This is a genomic window from Streptomyces sp. NPDC091289 (assembly GCF_044757365.1).
Lineage (GTDB): Bacteria > Actinomycetota > Actinomycetes > Streptomycetales > Streptomycetaceae > Streptomyces.
On record NZ_JBIVUT010000019.1, the window covers coordinates 163,560 to 179,489 of the forward strand.

At 71.2% G+C, this 15,930-nt stretch carries 15 protein-coding genes; 8 read left to right on the forward strand and 7 right to left on the reverse strand.

Going from position 1 to position 15,930, the window contains the following annotated elements; translation table 11 throughout:
* Window positions 1-178 precede the first annotated feature (178 nt).
* The gene (locus tag ACIQPT_RS25370; protein ID WP_401158762.1) at window positions 179-781 is read left to right on the forward strand and encodes a TetR/AcrR family transcriptional regulator; all 603 of its coding nucleotides are present in this window, start codon (window positions 179-181) and stop codon (window positions 779-781) included.
* On the opposite strand, the gene ACIQPT_RS25375 is transcribed toward ACIQPT_RS25370, so the two are convergent.
* On the reverse strand, window positions 771-3,767 hold the full coding sequence (locus ACIQPT_RS25375; protein WP_401158764.1) for an acyltransferase family protein: 2,997 nt from the start codon (window positions 3,765-3,767) through the stop codon (window positions 771-773). The genes ACIQPT_RS25370 and ACIQPT_RS25375 overlap by 11 nt on opposite strands.
* Before the next feature lie 23 nt (window positions 3,768-3,790).
* A complete protein-coding gene (locus ACIQPT_RS25380) occupies window positions 3,791-5,482 on the reverse strand; it encodes a glycosyltransferase family 2 protein (protein ID WP_401158766.1) in 1,692 nt (563 codons plus the stop codon).
* Window positions 5,483-5,823: 341 nt separating this feature from the next.
* Here ACIQPT_RS25380 and ACIQPT_RS25385 point away from each other — a divergent pair, with 341 nt between their 5' ends.
* Together ACIQPT_RS25385 and ACIQPT_RS25390 are read left to right on the forward strand one after the other, a co-directional pair.
* A complete protein-coding gene (locus ACIQPT_RS25385) occupies window positions 5,824-6,639 on the forward strand; it encodes a phosphatase (protein ID WP_401158768.1) in 816 nt (271 codons plus the stop codon).
* A gap of 73 nt (window positions 6,640-6,712) precedes the next feature.
* Window positions 6,713-7,147 carry a YdeI/OmpD-associated family protein gene (locus tag ACIQPT_RS25390; protein ID WP_401158769.1) on the forward strand — a complete coding sequence of 145 codons (435 nt, stop codon included), beginning with the start codon at window positions 6,713-6,715 and terminating at the stop codon, window positions 7,145-7,147.
* A 43-nt stretch (window positions 7,148-7,190) separates the two neighbouring features.
* Here the strand turns inward: ACIQPT_RS25390 and ACIQPT_RS25395 are convergent, their stop codons facing one another.
* The 3 genes from ACIQPT_RS25395 to ACIQPT_RS25405 all read right to left on the reverse strand — a co-directional run bounded on the left by ACIQPT_RS25395 (window position 7,191) and on the right by ACIQPT_RS25405 (window position 10,314).
* Window positions 7,191-8,168, reverse strand: a complete 978-nt coding sequence (locus ACIQPT_RS25395; protein WP_401158770.1) for a cation diffusion facilitator family transporter — start codon at window positions 8,166-8,168, stop codon at window positions 7,191-7,193.
* A gap of 80 nt (window positions 8,169-8,248) precedes the next feature.
* Window positions 8,249-9,139: an acyl-CoA thioesterase gene (locus ACIQPT_RS25400; RefSeq protein WP_401158772.1), complete on the reverse strand. Its 891-nt coding sequence runs from the start codon at window positions 9,137-9,139 to the stop codon at window positions 8,249-8,251.
* 17 nt (window positions 9,140-9,156) lie between these two features.
* Complete coding sequence (locus ACIQPT_RS25405; protein WP_401158773.1) at window positions 9,157-10,314, reverse strand: acyl-CoA dehydrogenase family protein; 1,158 nt, start codon at window positions 10,312-10,314, stop codon at window positions 9,157-9,159.
* 234 nt (window positions 10,315-10,548) lie between these two features.
* Between ACIQPT_RS25405 and ACIQPT_RS25410 the strand changes: the two genes are divergently transcribed.
* The 4 genes from ACIQPT_RS25410 (at window position 10,549) to ACIQPT_RS25425 (ending at window position 14,370) form a co-directional block, all read left to right on the forward strand.
* Window positions 10,549-10,890: a DUF5713 family protein gene (locus ACIQPT_RS25410; protein ID WP_401158775.1), complete on the forward strand. Its 342-nt coding sequence runs from the start codon at window positions 10,549-10,551 to the stop codon at window positions 10,888-10,890.
* Window positions 10,891-10,967: 77 nt separating this feature from the next.
* A complete protein-coding gene (locus tag ACIQPT_RS25415) occupies window positions 10,968-11,387 on the forward strand; it encodes a helix-turn-helix transcriptional regulator (RefSeq protein ID WP_401158776.1) in 420 nt (139 codons plus the stop codon).
* A gap of 10 nt (window positions 11,388-11,397) precedes the next feature.
* Window positions 11,398-11,811 (forward strand): VOC family protein, encoded by a 414-nt coding sequence (locus tag ACIQPT_RS25420; protein ID WP_401158778.1) that lies wholly within the window; start codon window positions 11,398-11,400, stop codon window positions 11,809-11,811.
* Window positions 11,812-11,982: 171 nt separating this feature from the next.
* Entirely contained in the window at window positions 11,983-14,370 is a 2,388-nt protein-coding gene (locus ACIQPT_RS25425) for an ATP-binding cassette domain-containing protein (protein WP_401158780.1), read from the forward strand.
* A 46-nt stretch (window positions 14,371-14,416) separates the two neighbouring features.
* Here the strand turns inward: ACIQPT_RS25425 and ACIQPT_RS25430 are convergent, their stop codons facing one another.
* Together ACIQPT_RS25430 and ACIQPT_RS25435 are read right to left on the reverse strand one after the other, a co-directional pair.
* Window positions 14,417-14,638 carry a DUF397 domain-containing protein gene (locus ACIQPT_RS25430; protein ID WP_401158781.1) on the reverse strand — a complete coding sequence of 74 codons (222 nt, stop codon included), beginning with the start codon at window positions 14,636-14,638 and terminating at the stop codon, window positions 14,417-14,419.
* Complete coding sequence (locus tag ACIQPT_RS25435) at window positions 14,631-15,428, reverse strand: helix-turn-helix domain-containing protein (RefSeq protein WP_401158783.1); 798 nt, start codon at window positions 15,426-15,428, stop codon at window positions 14,631-14,633. Before ACIQPT_RS25435 ends, ACIQPT_RS25430 begins: the two co-directional genes overlap by 8 nt.
* Before the next feature lie 133 nt (window positions 15,429-15,561).
* Here ACIQPT_RS25435 and ACIQPT_RS25440 point away from each other — a divergent pair, with 133 nt between their 5' ends.
* Window positions 15,562-15,906 carry a hypothetical protein gene (locus ACIQPT_RS25440; protein ID WP_401158784.1) on the forward strand — a complete coding sequence of 115 codons (345 nt, stop codon included), beginning with the start codon at window positions 15,562-15,564 and terminating at the stop codon, window positions 15,904-15,906.
* The last annotated feature ends 24 nt before the right edge of the window (window positions 15,907-15,930 follow it).

Below are 15,930 nucleotides of genomic sequence, written 5' to 3' on the forward strand. Positions count from 1 at the left end.
GCCGGTGATGCCATGGCGGTGTCTCCTCGGGAAGCGGCGGAGCGGCGGCGGGACCGTCGGAAATCGGCGGCGGGACCGTCGGAAATCGGTGGCGGGACCGCGAAACAGAAAACGGCGGGGCCCACCGTTTCGCACTCGCTACGATATGGCGGGGCCCACCACTTAGCAAGGAGAGCATGTGACCGGTCAGCGCTCGGACGCCCGCCGCAACTACAGCCGCATCCTGGCCGTGGCCGAGGCGGAGGTCGCCCGGCACGGTGCTGCCGCCTCCCTCGAACAGGTCGCCCGTACCGCGGGCGTCGGCTCCGCCACCGTGCGCCGCCACTTCCCCACCCGCCAGGCCCTCCTCGAAGCGGTCTTCCAGGAACGGATCCAGGCCCTCTGCGAGCGCGCCGACCAGCTGAGCCGGGCCGAGGACGGCCGGGCCGCTCTGCTGGAGTGGCTGCACGACCTGGTGCGGTACGCCGTCTCCGCCCGGGGGCTCGCGGACGCCCTCACCTACGAGCCCCCCACCGACGACCCCGCGCCGCACTCCTGCGGCACGGCGATCGAGGACGCGGCCACCCCGCTGCTCCGCCGGGCCCTGCGCGACGAGGTGGTCAGGCCGGGCGTCACCTTCCACGACCTGATCACCCTCGCCGTCGGCATCGCCCTGGCCACCGAGCACCACGCCGAGCCGGCGATCCAGGCGGACCGCCTGTTCACGCTCACCGTCGAAGGCCTCAGCCCGAGCCCGAGCCCGAGCCCGAGCCCGAGCCCGGACCGGAGTCTCAGCCCCTGACCGAGACGGTGACGTGGTCTACCCGCATCGGGTGACCGGGCTCGGTCGCGGGGGCCACCGTCGCGCCGTCCGCCTCCGGCAGCTTGCCGCCGATCGCCACGTTCAGGATCAGGAACACCCCGTGGTCCACCGCCCGCTTCCAGGTCCCGGCGTCCATCGTGTCGGCCCGCACCCGGTGGTACACCCGGTCGCCCCGATACCAGCGCACCTCCTCCGCGCCGGGGGAGAGGTCGACCTCGACGGCGTACGTACGGAACGCCGTACGGCAGTCCGCGCACGCCTGTGGACCCGACGTCAGCCCCACGGGCTCCTCGCACGGGCCGCCGTCCAGGACCCCGCAGTGCATCGAGCCGAAGACGGTGTCCCGGCCGTTGACCGACTCCATCACGTCCAGCTCGCCGACCCCCGGCCAGCCGGTGTACCCGTCGCGCAGTGAGCCGCCCAGGGTCCAGAACGCGGGCCAGTAGCCCGCCGCCCCCGGCCCCGTCGCGTCCGGCAGCGCGAGCGACGCCTCGATCCGGAGCGCCCCGCCGGGCGGCGGCGCGAAGTCGGACCGCACGGTCGTGATCCGCCCCGAACTCCACTGCCCGTTCCGCCGGGTGGGGACGATCTCCAGTACGCCCCTGCCGTCCAGGCGCACGTTGTCGGTCGAGTCGGTCATGGTCTCGATCTCGCCGGTGCCCCACTGCGGTGCCGGGCAGCCGGGGTAGCAGGTGCCGAGGTCGTACTGCCAGTTCGCGGCGGAGGGGCGGCCGCCCTTCGGCCCGTCGAAGTCGTCCCGCAGCAGCTCGGTCCAGCCGTCCGACCCGTCCGCCCCGGCTGCGGTGGCGCCCGTCGCGGGCAGCGCGCCCGACTCCGTCAGCAGCCGCTCCAGCCGGGGGGCCAGCACGATGGCCGCCGCGTTCGTCAGATGGGCGTCGTCCCGGTAGAGCAGGATCCGGTCCCGTACCGCCGGGCAGGTCGGGCCGTCCCCCGGGCACAGCACCGGGTTCACGCCGACGGACCGTACGCCCGGCACCGCACCCGCCGCGATCCGCCGCGCCAGCGGGTCGGCCGGCATCGCGTCCGCCCGGCTGAACGCGCAGGCGGCGGCGTCATCCGGAGCGCCGGAGACGCACGCGGGGATATCCGTCCCCGGTACGGGAGTGTCCTCGATGTACACGATCGGGGCACCGGTCGCCCGCAGCGGCTTCAGCGTCTTCTCCCACGCGGCGGTCAGGAGTTTCTCGTCGGCGGTGTACCGGTTGAGCGAGGCGATCACGATGAGCCGGGGCTTCGGCCCCGTACGCAGGCGGTCCAGGGCGTCGGCCCGCCAGCTGTCGCACTCCCGGTAGACGCGCCCCAACTGGGGGTTCGTGACCGTAAGTTGCGGCAACGGGCAACCCTGCTTCACCAGTTCCTGAAGCGCCCAGCCGCGCCGGGAGGCCAGTGCGAGCAGGGGCGAGAACCACTGGCCGGCGTGCGAGTCGCCGAGCAGGACCACCCGGTCCGGGCTGTCCACCGCCCCGAACAGGCACTCCGGGCTGCGGGTCACCGCCGGGGCGACCTGGCAGGCCCCGTCCGGCGGGAAGTCCTTGCGCGCCTGGGCGGGGCCCGGCACCAGCGGGCCGTCCGCGAGCGCGGAGCCGTCGGTCCGGGCCAGCAGCGAAGGACCGGCGGTCGCACCCGGCGGCAGGCCCTTGACGTCGACCGGGGTGGCCGGGCCCAGCAGATGCAGGGTCGTGGTGCCGACGACCAGCGCGAGCACCACCGGCAGGACGATGGCGGAGACCCCCACCGCCAGTCCCCGGCGCGGGAGTTCGGAGACCGTACGGCTGCGGCGCAGCGGCTGCTCGACCCACCGCATCGTGGCGAGGGCGGGCAGGACGGCCGCCAGTGTCAGCGCTGCCTTCGCGGGCCAGCCGAGCGCCCCGAGTCGGGCCTCGGCGAGCACGAGCACCGGCCAGTGCCACAGATAGAGGGTGTACGAGAGCCGCCCGACCGCTCGAGGGGCCCGCCCCGCCAGCAACCGCCCGACGCCGAAGGCCCCTTGGGCGTCGCGCTCGCCCCGGCCCGGGATCGCGGCGAGGATGACGGCGGCCGTGCCCAGGGTGGGGACGAGCGCCGCGTGACCGGGGTACGGGGTCGACGCGTCGTACGCCACGACGCACCAGACGATCGCCGCCGCCCCCGCCCATCCGCACACCAGCCGCAGCGGACGCGGCCCGCGCAGCAGGTGCCAGGGCAGCAGCGCCAGCAGCGCGCCGACGGCGAACTGCCAGACCCGCGAAGGCGTTCCGAGATACGCGAGCGAGACGGAGTCCCGCGTCCAGTGCAGGGACAGCGCGAACGAGGCCACGGCCACGGCGGCGGTCGCGAGCGCCACGACCGCGCGCACGGCCCGCCCCCGGCGGACCGCACGGGCGGCGACCAGCACGGCCACCGCCAGCAGCGGGGCCCAGAACAGATAGAACTGCTCCTCGACGGCGAGCGACCAGAAGTGCAGCAGCGGACTCTGGTCGTGCCCGGCGGCCAGGTAGTCGGTCTGCTGGGCGACGAACCGCCAGTTGGCGACGGACAGGGCGGCCGCGAGGACGTCCTGCTCCAGGTCGGCGCGGAGCAGCGGCACGGTCAACCATGCCCCGGCGACCGCGACCGCCGCGAGGACGACGGCGGCGGAGGGCAGCAGCCGCCGGGCCCGGCGGGAGAAGAAGTCGCCGAGCCGGATCCGGCCGGTGGTGATCGCCTCCCGGACCAGGAGCCCGGTGATCAGATAGCCGGAGATGACGAAGAAGACGTCCACGCCGACGAAGCCGCCCGCCGCCCCCGGTATCTGGGCGTGGAAGGCGAGAACGGCCAGCACGGCGACCGCGCGCAGACCTTCGATGTCGGGCCGGAACGTGGACCGGTGCGGGCTGGGCCCGGACTCGCCGCCCGAGCGCAGGGGTGTGACGGACGCGGCGGCGGACCGCTTTCGGCGGGGTCCGGGTGCAAGGAGGAAGGGCATCGGGTGGCGCCTTTCGGGGCGGCTCAACTCAGCCACGGGAGCATCGGGTCGACCCACCCGGAGGCGAGCAGGCCGGTGAGCAGGAGGACGGCGGAGGCGGCGAGGGCCTCGGGCCAGCGGCGGGGCAGCATGCCCGTACGGCCCGGGGGCCGGGACCGCGGCCGGGACCTGGACAGGGACAGGGACAGGTCCCGGGTGAGGTCCCGGATCAGGGGCACGTTGATCTGCAGCTGGACCAGGAGGTAGAGGCCGAGGCCCCAGTTGGGCTCCCAGCCGTTACGGGCCACGGCCAGGGCGAGGCCCGCCGCGGCGGCCCCGTTGGACAGGACGAGCCAGCCCAGCGAGACGCCGACGACCCGCCGGGCCATCGACCCCGAACTCCCGCCGCTCCGGGGCTCCTTGCTCTGCGCCCCCGTGGGCACCCAGGCGGCGCTGCGGCCGCGCAGGGTGTGCCAGAATGCGGTGGCGGCGGCCACGCTGGTGAGGACGTTGGCCCGGATCACCTCCACCCGCCACCGGGTCCGGCTGATCCGGGGCAGCAGCACGTGCCACAGCCACAGCGGGGCGAGGAGCGGCAGGACGTGCCAGGGCCGGACGTGGTCCGGGTACCAGAACATCATCACCAGCGGAGGCAGCGGCGCGGCGAAGGTGTTCACGGCCGTGGTCAGGTAGCCGACGACGCCCTCGTAGAAGCACAGCCGCATCCGCCAGGGCGCGCCCATCCGCTTCAGCACCGGGGTGCCGAGGAGGTGCAGGTTGCCCATCGCCCACCGGTACTGCTGGTTGACGAACGAGGTGACGGTGTCCGGCGAGGTGCCCTTGGCGACCAGGACGGGGACGTACTGGGTGCGGAACCCCCGCTCGTGCAGGGCGAGTCCGGTGTACAGGTCCTCGCTGTGGTCGAGCCGGGCGAAGCCGCCCGCGAGGTCGATCGCGGAGCGCCGGTAGACGGCGTTGCTGCCGCAGCAGATCGCGGCGTCGCTGGCGTCCCGCGAGGGCTGGATCCAGCGGAAGAACCACTCCTGCGCGGCCCCGGCGGCGCGCTGGATCCAGTCCATGCCCGCGTCGGTGTCGAAGCACTGCGGGCTCTGCACGATGCCGACGGCGGGGTCCGCGAGATAGGGGACCAGGTGGCGCAGGAAGTCCTGCCGGGGCGCGAAGTCCGCGTCCAGGATGGCGATGAACTCGGCGTCGGACAGCGTGAGGGCGTGGTTGAGGTTCCCGGCCTTCTTCAGGTGTCCCCGGTCGGGGCGTACGACGTACCGGTAGTCGTGCTCGGCCGCCAGGGCCGCCACCTCGGCCCGGTCGGCGTCGTCCAGCACCCAGACGGTGAGCGCGTCGGGCCAGTCGAGGGCGGCGACCGCGCGGTAGGCGTTGGCGAGGACGGGCAGCGGCTCGCCGCAGGTCGGCAGATAGAGGTCCACGTCCGGCAGCGCGGCGGGCCGCCAGGCGCGGACGAGCACCTCGTGCGAGGAGCGGGTCAGCCGGCGCTGACGCAGGCTGTTCACGGAGGACAGCAGCAGGGCCACGACGTTCAGCCCGAGGATCGCGAGGAACGCCCACAGTGCGGGGGTCCGTAACGCGAAGGTGAACATCGTCGCCGCCGTGAACACGAAGGCCAGGGAGCTGCTCACCAGCACCCACCGGCGTTGCGGCCCGAAGTACCAGTAGAGCTCGTCGTCGGACGGAGGTTGCGGAAGGTGATGCACGGTCATAAAGCCCCCCACGGCTGCGTATGTGCCCGTTTTTCTGTGCCCGTTTCCGATGGCCCACCCTACGGCCAGAGGTATAGACCACTTACCCGAGAGGGCTGCAACGGGCGGAATGAGACAACGGATTGGCGCGACTCAATTGGTCCAGACCTCTGGGTGGTTCCATTCGAGCCCGGCACCCGCCCGGCGGGGGAAGAAGCAGGTCACGCGAGGGTGAACAGTCCCGGAAGACTTGCCGGGCCGACACCTGACCGGCTCCCGGACCGGCTCCTGGGCCGTCCGCCGGGCCGTCCGCCGGGCAAGACACCGGGCACGCCCCGCACACCGGACGGCACAATGGGTCCATGCCGATACCCAGCCGTGCCGCCCTCGTCGACCACCTCGTCCGTACGCGTATCGCGGGAGACGTTGCCACGCCACGCGACAACAACCTTTCCCACTACCGCAAGCTCGCCAACGGCGACCGCCACTACTGGCTGGGCCTGGAGCTCGGCGACCGCTGGACCGACGAGCAGGACGTGCTCGCGGTGATGGCCGAGCGCTGCGGCGTCAACGACGACCCCGCCCACCGGCAGGGCCAGGACACGATCGACCCCGAGCTGACGGTCGACGCCCTGGAGCGGATGGCGGCCCGGCTGCGCAAGGCCGCCGACGGCCGCGAGCGCGTCCTGTTCGCCACTGGGCACCCCGGCGGCCTGCTGGACGTGCACCGGCAGACGGCGGACGCGCTGCGCCGCGCGGGCTGCGAGATCGTCCGCATCCCGTCCGGGCTGATGGCGGACGAGGGCATGGTGTTCCAGTTCGCCGACGTCGCGATGCTGGAACGCGGGGCGACCCTCTGGCACACCCACTCCCCGGCCCCGATGGCCGCCATCCTGGACGCCATGGCCCACCTCGGCCGCCCGCTGCCCGATCTGGTCGTCGCCGACCACGGCTGGGCGGGCTGCGCGGGGCAGCGGGGGCTGGACGCGATCGGTTACGCGGACTGCAACGACCCGGCCCTCTTCCTCGGCGAGTCGGAGGGCACCCTCCAGGTCACGGTCCCGCTGGACGACCATGTCACCGACCCGCGCTTCTACGACCCGATGACGGAGTACCTGCTGCACGCGGCGGGGCTGCTGGAGGAGGAGCCGGAGCCCGTGGAGGAGCCCGCCGCGTAGCGGCCGGTGCGGCGATGAGTTTCGGGCCCGGTGGGTGTCTTTACTGACACCGACGCAGACGAAGGGCGAGGCCATGAAGTTCAGCACGACGATGTTCCAGACCGGGAACAACACCGGCATCGAGGTCCCGGAGGCCGTGGTCGAGGCTCTCGGAGCCGGCAAGCGCCCCCCGGTGAACGTGACGGTGAACGGTTACGCGTACCGCTCGACGATCGCCCCGATGGGCGGCCAGTACCTCATCCCGTTCAGCTCCGACAAACGCAAGGAGACCGGCATCGGCGGCGGCGATGCCATCGAGGTGGAGCTGACCCTCGACACCGCGCCCCGCACGGTGGAACCGCCCGAGGACCTCGCGGCGGCGCTGGCGGCGGCCCCCGGGGCGGCGGAGGCGTTCGCCGCGCTCTCGCCCAGCCGCCAGAAGGCGCACGTCACGTCCATCGAAGGCGCGAAGGCGCAGGAGACCCGGGAGCGGCGGATCGCGAAGACGGTGGCGGAGCTGACCCCGTGAGCGTGAGCACCCAGGAGCCGGGGGGCTGCCGCGACCGTGACACTCAGGAGCCGGACTCCGGCCGCTGTCGCAACCGCTGCGCCCGCCCCGGCGTCGGGTCCAGATAGACCCGCCGGACCGACGGGAACCGCTCGCGCAACTGCGCCTCCGCCTCATCGCAGGCCCATTCGACCTCCGCGGCCGTGGCCATGTCCCGGAAGTCGACCTTCGCGGCGATCAGGATCTCGTCCGGCCCCTGGATCAGCGTGGTCAGCTCCAGTACGTCCACGATGTGCGGCACCGACAGCAGCTCCTCGCGCACCCCGGCCCGCACCGCCGGAGGCAGCGGCCGGCCGATGAGCAGCTGCGCGTTGGAGCGGCCCAGCACCCACGCCACGTACACCAGCAGCACCCCGATCAGGCAGGACGCGATCCCGTCCCAGACCCCCGAGCCGGAGAGCTGCCCGCCCAGCAGACCGCCCGCCGCCAGCAGCAGCCCGATCAGGGCCGCCGAGTCCTCCATGACGACGGCCTTCACCGCTGTGTCCGGGGTGTGCCGCAGGTAGTACGTGTCCGGCACCCGCAGCCGTGACGCCTCGCGCCGCACCTGTTTGACCCCGGTGCGCAGCGAGTAGCCCTCCAGCAGGAAGGCGACGCCGAGGACGAGGTAGGAGACGAGCGGATCGCCCAGCTCCTCGCCCGCGACCAGGGTGTGCACCCCGTCGTAGATCGAGAAGACGGCTCCGCCGACGAAGGTGGCGATGGACGCGAGCATCGCCCAGATGTAGCGCTCGGGGCCGTAGCCGAGGGGATGGTCCTCGTCGGCCGGCTTCTCGCTCCGCTTGAGCGCGGTGAGGAGCATGACCTCGGTGACGGTGTCGGCGACCGAGTGGGCCGCCTCGGAGAGCATCGCGCTGGAGCCGCTGATCAGCCCGGCGACGGCCTTCGCCACGGCGATGCCGAGGTTGGCGACGGCCGCCACGATCACCGTGAAAGTGGACTCCCCACCATCAGTTTCACTGCCCGCTCTCGCGTCACTCATGGTGGGGAGTATGTCCGAAATGGCACTTCAGGTGGTGCTCATCCCGGGGGCGTCCCCCGAGGGCGTCCCCCGGGGGCGCGTCATCCCCGGGGGACGCGGACGACGCCTTCCTGGATGACCGTGATCGCCAGCCGCCCGTCGGCGGTGTAGATACGGGCCTGGCCAAGTCCGCGCCCGCCGGAGGCCGACGGGGACTCCTGGTCGTACAGCAGCCACTCGTCCGCCCGGAACGGCCGGTGGAACCACATCGCGTGGTCCAGGCTCGCGCCGACGACGTCCCCGACCGCCCAGCCGCCCCGCCCGTGGGCGAGCAGCACCGAGTCGAGCAGGGTCATGTCCGAGACGTACGTGGCCAGGCACACGTGCAGCAGCGGGTCGTCGGCGAGCTTGCCGTTCGTCCGGAACCACACCTGCGAACGGGGATCGCGGGCCTCGCCCACCGTGGCGAACGGCGGCTCGTCCACGTACCGCAGGTCCACCGCGGCCCGCGCCTCGATGAGCCGGTCCACGACCCCCGGATCACTGAAGCGGTCCGCGTACCGGGGCAGCATCTCGGCGGCCGTCGGCAGGGTCTCCGGGTCCGGGGCGGCGGGCATCGGCGCCTGGTGCTCCATGCCCTCCTCGTACGTCTGGAAGGACGCGGAGAGGTGGAAGATCGGCTGCCCGTGCTGGACGGCGACGACGCGGCGGGTGGTGAAGGACTTCCCGTCGCGGATGCGGTCGACGCTGTAGACGATGGGCGCGCCGGGGTCGCCGGCCCGCAGGAAGTACGAGTGGAGGGAGTGGGCGGCCCGGTCGGCGGGGACGGTGCGGCCCGCGGCGACGAGCGCCTGGGCCGCGACCTGGCCGCCGAACACCCGGGGCACGAGCGCACTGCGGCTCACGCCCCGGAAGATGTCCCGCTCGATCTGCTCCAGGTCGAGCAGGTGGAGCAGATCGAGCAGGGGATCGGGATCGGGACTCTCGTTCATGGAGGGAAGGTAACCCCTTACAGACCCATGGACTTGGCGATGATCGACTTCATGACCTCGCTGGTGCCGCCGTAGATGCGGTTGACCCGGTTGTCCGCGTACAGGCGGGCGATCGGGTACTCGTTCATGAAGCCGTAGCCGCCGTGCAGCTGGAGGCAGCGGTCGATGACGCGGTGGGCGACCTCGGTGCAGAACAGCTTCGCCGACGCGGCCTCCGCCGCCGTCAGCTCACCGGCGTCCAGGGCCTCCAGCGCGCGGTCGGCGACGGCCTGGGCCGCGTCGACCTCGGCCTGGCAGGCGGCCAGCTCGAACTTGGTGTTCTGGAACGAGGCGACCGTCTTGCCGAAGACCGTGCGCTCCCGCACGTAGTCCGAGGCGAACCGGACGGCGGCCGCGGCCTGGGCGTACGCGCCGAAGGCGATGCCCCAGCGCTCGGAGGCCAGGTTGGTGCCGAGGTATCCGAAGCCCTTGTTCTCCTCGCCCATGAGGTCCTCGACCGGGACCTTGACGTCGACGAACGCCAGCTCGGCGGTGTCGGAGGTCTTCAGGCCCAGCTTGTCGAGCTTGCGGCCGACCGAGTAGCCCTCCGACGTGGTGTCGACGGCGAAGAGGGAGATGCCGAAGCGGCGGTCGTCCTCGCGCGGGGCGGCGGTGCGGGCGCAGACGATCACGCGGTCGGCGTGCACGCCGCCGGTGATGAAGGTCTTCGCGCCGTTGAGGACGTAGTGCGTGCCGTCCTCGGAGAGCTTGGCGGTGGTCTTCATGCCCGCGACGTCGGAGCCGGTGCCCGGCTCGGTCATCGCGAGGGCCCACATCTCCTCACCGGTGGCGAACTTCGGCAGCCAGCGCTTCTTCTGCTCGTCGGTGGCGAGCATCTTCACGTAGGGCAGGCCGAGCAGCGTGTGCACACCGGAGCCACCGAAGGAGACGCCCGCGCGGGCGGTCTCCTCGTAGATGACGGCCTCGTACTTGTGCGAGTCGATGCCCGCGCCGCCGTACTCCTCGTCGACCTCGATGCCGAAGATGCCCAGCTCGCCGAGCTTGAGGTAGAAGTCGCGCGGCACCTGGCCCGCGGCGAACCACTCGTCGTAGACCGGCACGACCTCGGCCGCGATGAAGGCGCGGATGGTCTCCCGGAACGCCTCGTGGTCCTCGTTGAATACCGTACGGCGCACGGGATGCCTCCTAGGTCGGCAGTCGATTCGCAGAACTTGCGGTCATGGGCTAAGCGCTTGCTCAGACTCCCTTCGAAGTTACCCGCCGGTTGTGGCCGCTGTCCAGGGTGATGCTCGGCACCCGGACCGATTGTCAGTGGCATGGGGGAGTATCGGAACGACGGCGAAGAACGGCGAAGAACGGCGAACGACGGCGTGTGAACGACGGCGCACGGACCGCACCGGGGGAGCACCATGACGATCACGAACGAGCAGCTGACGGGCCACACCTTCATGGCCCTGCTGTACGAGGACGACTACTTCCCGGACCACCTCCTGGACAAGGGAACGGCGATCCTGCACGCCCTGTGCGAGCGGATCGAGGCCGAGCGGCCCGAGGACCTCACCGCCCTGTACGCGCTGACCGCGGTGGCGACCGAGGCCTTCAACGATCTGGAGGCGGAGTTCGAGGCGGCGGACAGCGAGATCGAGACGGTCGCCCGCGAGGAGATAGGCGAGGCCTTCTGGACGATCGCGACGGCGTACGGCTTCACGGACGCGGACCCGGAGAAGCTGATCGCCGAGCGCGAGTGGTGACCGGTTCGGCGACCGGTTTCCGGATGACGGGCCGGGCGCCGGCGGCCGTGGGAGGGTGAGGAGAGGAAGGTGAAGGAGTGAGGCTGGAGGACCTGGCCCGGCTGCGTCGGGCCCGCGACCGCATGGACCGCGAGTACGCCGAACCGCTCGACGTACCCTCGCTGGCCCGCGCCGCGCTGATGTCGCCCGGCCACTTCTCCCGCAGCTTCCGCGCCGCCTTCGGCGAGACCCCGTACAGCTATCTCATGACCCGCCGCATCGAGCGGGCCAAGGCCCTGCTGCGCCGGGGCGACCTGTCGGTCACGGACGTCTGCTTCGCCGTCGGCTGTACGTCGCTGGGCTCGTTCAGCTCCCGCTTCACGGAGCTGGTCGGGGAGACCCCGAGCGCCTACCGGGCCCGCTCCCACGACGCGGGCGAGACCATCCCCGCGTGCGTGGCCAAGATGCTCACACGACCGGTCAGGAATGGAGAAGCGAATCCCACCGCCCGCCCGTAGCGTGAAATGCATGGACATCAACCTTTCGCAGTGCTTCATCGCCGTCGACGACCACGACAAGGCGCTCGCCTTCTACCGCGACGCCCTCGGAATGGAGGTGCGCAACGATGTCGGCTTCGAAGGCATGCGCTGGGTGACCGTCGGCTCCCCCGCGCAGCCCGACGTGGAGATCGTCCTCGAACCCCCGCTCGCCGACCCGAACGCCCCGGCCGCCGACCGGCAGACCATGGCCGAGCTGCTCGCCAAGGGCATGCTGCGCGGCGTCATCCTCTCCTCCGATGACGTGGACGCGGCCTTCGAGAAGGTCCGCGCGGCGGGTGGCGAAGTGCTCCAGGAGCCGATCGACCAGCCGTACGGCGTCCGCGACTGCGCCTTCCGCGACCCCTCCGGCAACATGCTGCGCATCACCCAGGCCAAGAAGTAGCACCCGCCCCACCAGGGGCCGGGGCCCGATGCGGGCCCCGGCCCTCACGCACGACCACTAGGCTCCGCGCACCAGTCAGCACCAGCAGCCACCACCACCGATCAGCACCAGCAGTCAGCACCAGCAGGCTCCGCGCACCAGCTAATGGCCAGTTATGGAGAGACAACGAGCATGGCTCCGCGAACGAAGACCCAGCAGCCGCCCGCGCCGCACGCTGCCGACAGCCACGACCTGATCCGCGTGCACGGTGCGCGGGAGAACAACCTGAAGGACGTCAGCATCGAGCTCCCGAAGCGCCGGCTGACGGTGTTCACCGGAGTATCCGGCTCGGGCAAGAGCTCGCTGGTGTTCAGCACCATCGCCGCGGAGTCCCAGCGGCTGATCAACGAGACCTACCCCGCCTTCGTCCAGGGCTTCATGCCCACGCAGGCACGCCCCGACGTCGACGTGCTCGACGGGCTGACGACCGCGATCATCGTCGACCAGCAGCGCATGGGCTCCGACCCGCGCTCCACGGTCGGCACCGCCACCGACGCCAACGCCATGCTCCGCATCCTCTTCAGCCGGCTAGGCAAGCCGCACATCGGCCCGCCCGGCGCGTTCGCCTTCAACGTCCCCTCGGTGACGGCGAGCGGCGCGATCACCGTCGAGCGCGGCAACAAGAAGGCCGTCAAGGCGACCTTCAGCCGCACCGGCGGCATGTGCCCCCGCTGCGAGGGCCGCGGCACGGTCTCCGACATCGACCTCACCCAGCTCTACGACGACTCCAAGTCGATCGCCGAGGGCGCGTTCACCATCCCCGGCTGGAAGTCGGACAGCTGGTGGACCGTACGGATCTACGCGGATTCCGGCTTCCTCGACCCGAACAAGCCGATCGCCAAGTTCACCAAGAAGGAGATGCAGGACTTCCTCTACCGGGAGCCGACCAAGGTGAAGGTCGAGGGCTCGACCCTCACCTTCGAAGGGCTGATTCCCAAGATCCAGAAGTCGTTCCTGTCCAAGGACCGCGAGTCCATGCAGCCCCACATCCGGGAGTTCGTGGACCGCGCGGTCACCTTCGCCACCTGTCCGGAGTGCGAGGGAACGCGGCTCACCGAGGGCGCCCGCTCCTCGAAGATCAAGAAGATCTCCATCGCCGACGCCTGCTCGATGGAGATCCGCGACCTCGCGGAGTGGGTCCGCGGCCTGAAGGAACCCTCGGTCGCCCCTCTCCTCGAAGCCCTCCAGCAGACGCTGGACTCCTTCGTGGAGATCGGCCTCGGCTACCTCGCCCTGGACCGCCCCTCGGGTACCCTGTCCGGCGGCGAGGCCCAGCGCGTCAAGATGATCCGCCACCTCGGCTCCTCGCTCACCGACGTCACGTACGTCTTCGACGAGCCCACCATCGGCCTGCACCCGCACGACATCCAGCGCATGAACGACCTGCTGCTGCGCCTGCGCGACAAGGGCAACACGGTCCTGGTGGTCGAGCACAAGCCCGAAGCCATCGCCATCGCCGACCACGTGGTCGACCTCGGCCCCGGGGCCGGTACGGCGGGCGGCACCGTCTGCTTCGAAGGCACCCTGGAAGGCCTCCGCGCCTCCGACACCGTCACCGGCCGCCACCTCGACGACCGGGCCGTCCTCAAGGACGAGGTGCGCAAGTCCACCAGTGCCCTGGAGATCCGTGGCGCGACCTCGCACAACCTCCAGGATGTCGACGTCGACATCCCACTCGGCGTCCTCACCGTCATCACCGGCGTCGCCGGCTCCGGAAAGAGCTCGCTCGTCCACGGCTCGATCCCGGCGGGCGAGAACGTCATCTCGGTCGACCAGAGCCCCATCAAGGGTTCCCGCCGCAGCAACCCGGCGACGTACACGGGCCTCCTGGAGCCGATCCGCAAGGCCTTCGCCAAGGCCAACGGCGTGAAGCCCGCCCTGTTCAGCGCCAACTCCGAGGGGGCCTGCCCCACCTGCAACGGCGCGGGCGTCATCTTCACCGACCTCGGCATGATGGCCAGCGTCTCCAGCCCCTGCGAGGACTGCGAGGGCAAGCGGTTCCAGCCCTCGGTGCTCGACTACCACCTGGGCGGCCGCGACATCAGCGAGGTCCTCGCGATGTCGGTCACCGAGGCCGAGGAGTTCTTCGGCTCCGGAGAGGCGGCGATCCCGGCGGCCCACAAGATCCTCGACCGCCTGGCGGACGTCGGCCTCGGCTACCTGAGCCTCGGCCAGCCCCTCACCACCCTGTCCGGCGGCGAACGCCAACGCCTGAAGCTGGCAACGCACATGGCCGACAAGGGCGGCGTCTACGTCCTCGACGAACCGACCACCGGCCTGCACCTCGCGGACGTCGAGCAGCTCCTCGGCCTGCTGGACCGCCTGGTCGACTCCGGAAAGTCGGTGATCGTCATCGAGCACCACCAGGCGGTCATGGCCCACGCCGACTGGATCATCGACCTCGGCCCCGGCGCGGGCCACGACGGCGGCAAGATCGTCTTCGAGGGCACCCCGGCCGACCTGGTCGCGGCCCGCTCGACCCTGACGGGCGAACACCTGGCGGAGTACGTGGGGGAGTGAGGCGAGGGCGCCAGCCCTCAGGGCCCTCTCCGCCTGCTCTTCCGGGTCAGGCGGAGAGGGCCCCGCGCTTGACCGCGTCCACGAAGGAGGTCCACCCGGCGGCGGGGATGAGCAGGGCGGGCCCGCCGGGGACCTTGGAGTCGCGGACGGGGACGGCGGTGGGGTGGTGGTCCTGGACCTCCAGGCAGCTGCCGCTGTCACCATTGCTGTAGGACGACTTGCGCCAGTCGTCGAGGAGCGACGTCATCGGAACGGTTTCGCTAGCCATGGTCTCTGAAGCCCTTCGATGTCGCCTTCATCGCTGCCAGAGACTCCTTCAGCGGCAGCGCGTCGCTCAGGCCGAGAGTGTAGTTGCCCTGGAACGCCTCGACCACGGATGGCGAATCGTGCAGCTTCCCCATCCGCAGCCCTTCGCTGTAGGCGACCGGAGGCTGGTCGTCGAACCACATCAACGTCAGCATCCCGTCCAGCAACGGGTGGTATCCGAGTCCCAGCGGCATCACATGCGTGCGGATGCGTTCCGATTCCGTCAGGGCGACGATGTGGTCGATCTGCTCGGCCATGGCTGCTGCACCGCCGACCGGGCGTCGTAGCACTGCCTCGTCGAGCACTGCCCAGACCACCGGTGTCGCCGGATTCTCGAGGATCTGGGCGCGTTTCAGGCGTGCGACGACCGCCCTGTCACGTTCCGCGGGGCTCATTGAGGGAAACGCTCTGCCGAGAACCGCTCGTGCGTACGCCTCGGTCTGAAGGATTCCCGGAACCAGCGAGGGCGCGAACTCACGGATCACCGTCGCTTGCTGCTCAAGGTGTTGTACAGGTGCGAAGTAGTTCGCGAGCACTTCGTTGTCCGCGCCGGGGCGGAAGGTGGTCAGCACATCGCCCGTCCCCAGGGCCATGTCGAGCCGCCGGGCGTCCTCCTCGCTCGGCATGCGACGACCGGCCTCGATGTGCGAAATATGCGACCGCGTCATGATCGCCAGGTCCGCGAGCTGCTGCTGGGTCAGGCCGGCCGCTTCCCGCTGAGCCTTCAACCATGCGCCATAGGTATTACTCACAGCCAACTCCCGTGCGACGAACGCGGTGTCACCACAAACCCTCTGGCGAGCCTAGCCGCGCCGCTCGCACGCTGTGAGTGGATCGCTACGCAGCGAAGAATTCGCCCCCACTGCTCACGGAGTTGACGCCCTCATGAACGAACAACTGCCGACCACCGTCCGCCTGCTCCCCTGGGCCGGCACGGCAGGCAGGCCGTGCTACGTCTTCGGCAACGGCGACGGCAAGGTCTCGCGTGAGGCCGACAAGGTCGAGGCCATGCAGCTCGGTATGGCGTACGAACTCCTCGACCACGCCGACGACATGGTCGCGGACGACGGGTCCACAGCCGTCCAGCTCCGCCATGTCGCCGCCGCGCTGGCGCACTCGCTGCGGGACGTCCACCGGGTCGCCCGGAGCCGGGGCCTGAGGCTGGGGATCCCGGACGCCTTCGAGCCGGGTCACCCGTCGGGACCGGGGCTGGTCCGGCTGCGACCGTAAGAGCACGGGCCCGGGTTCGTCGCC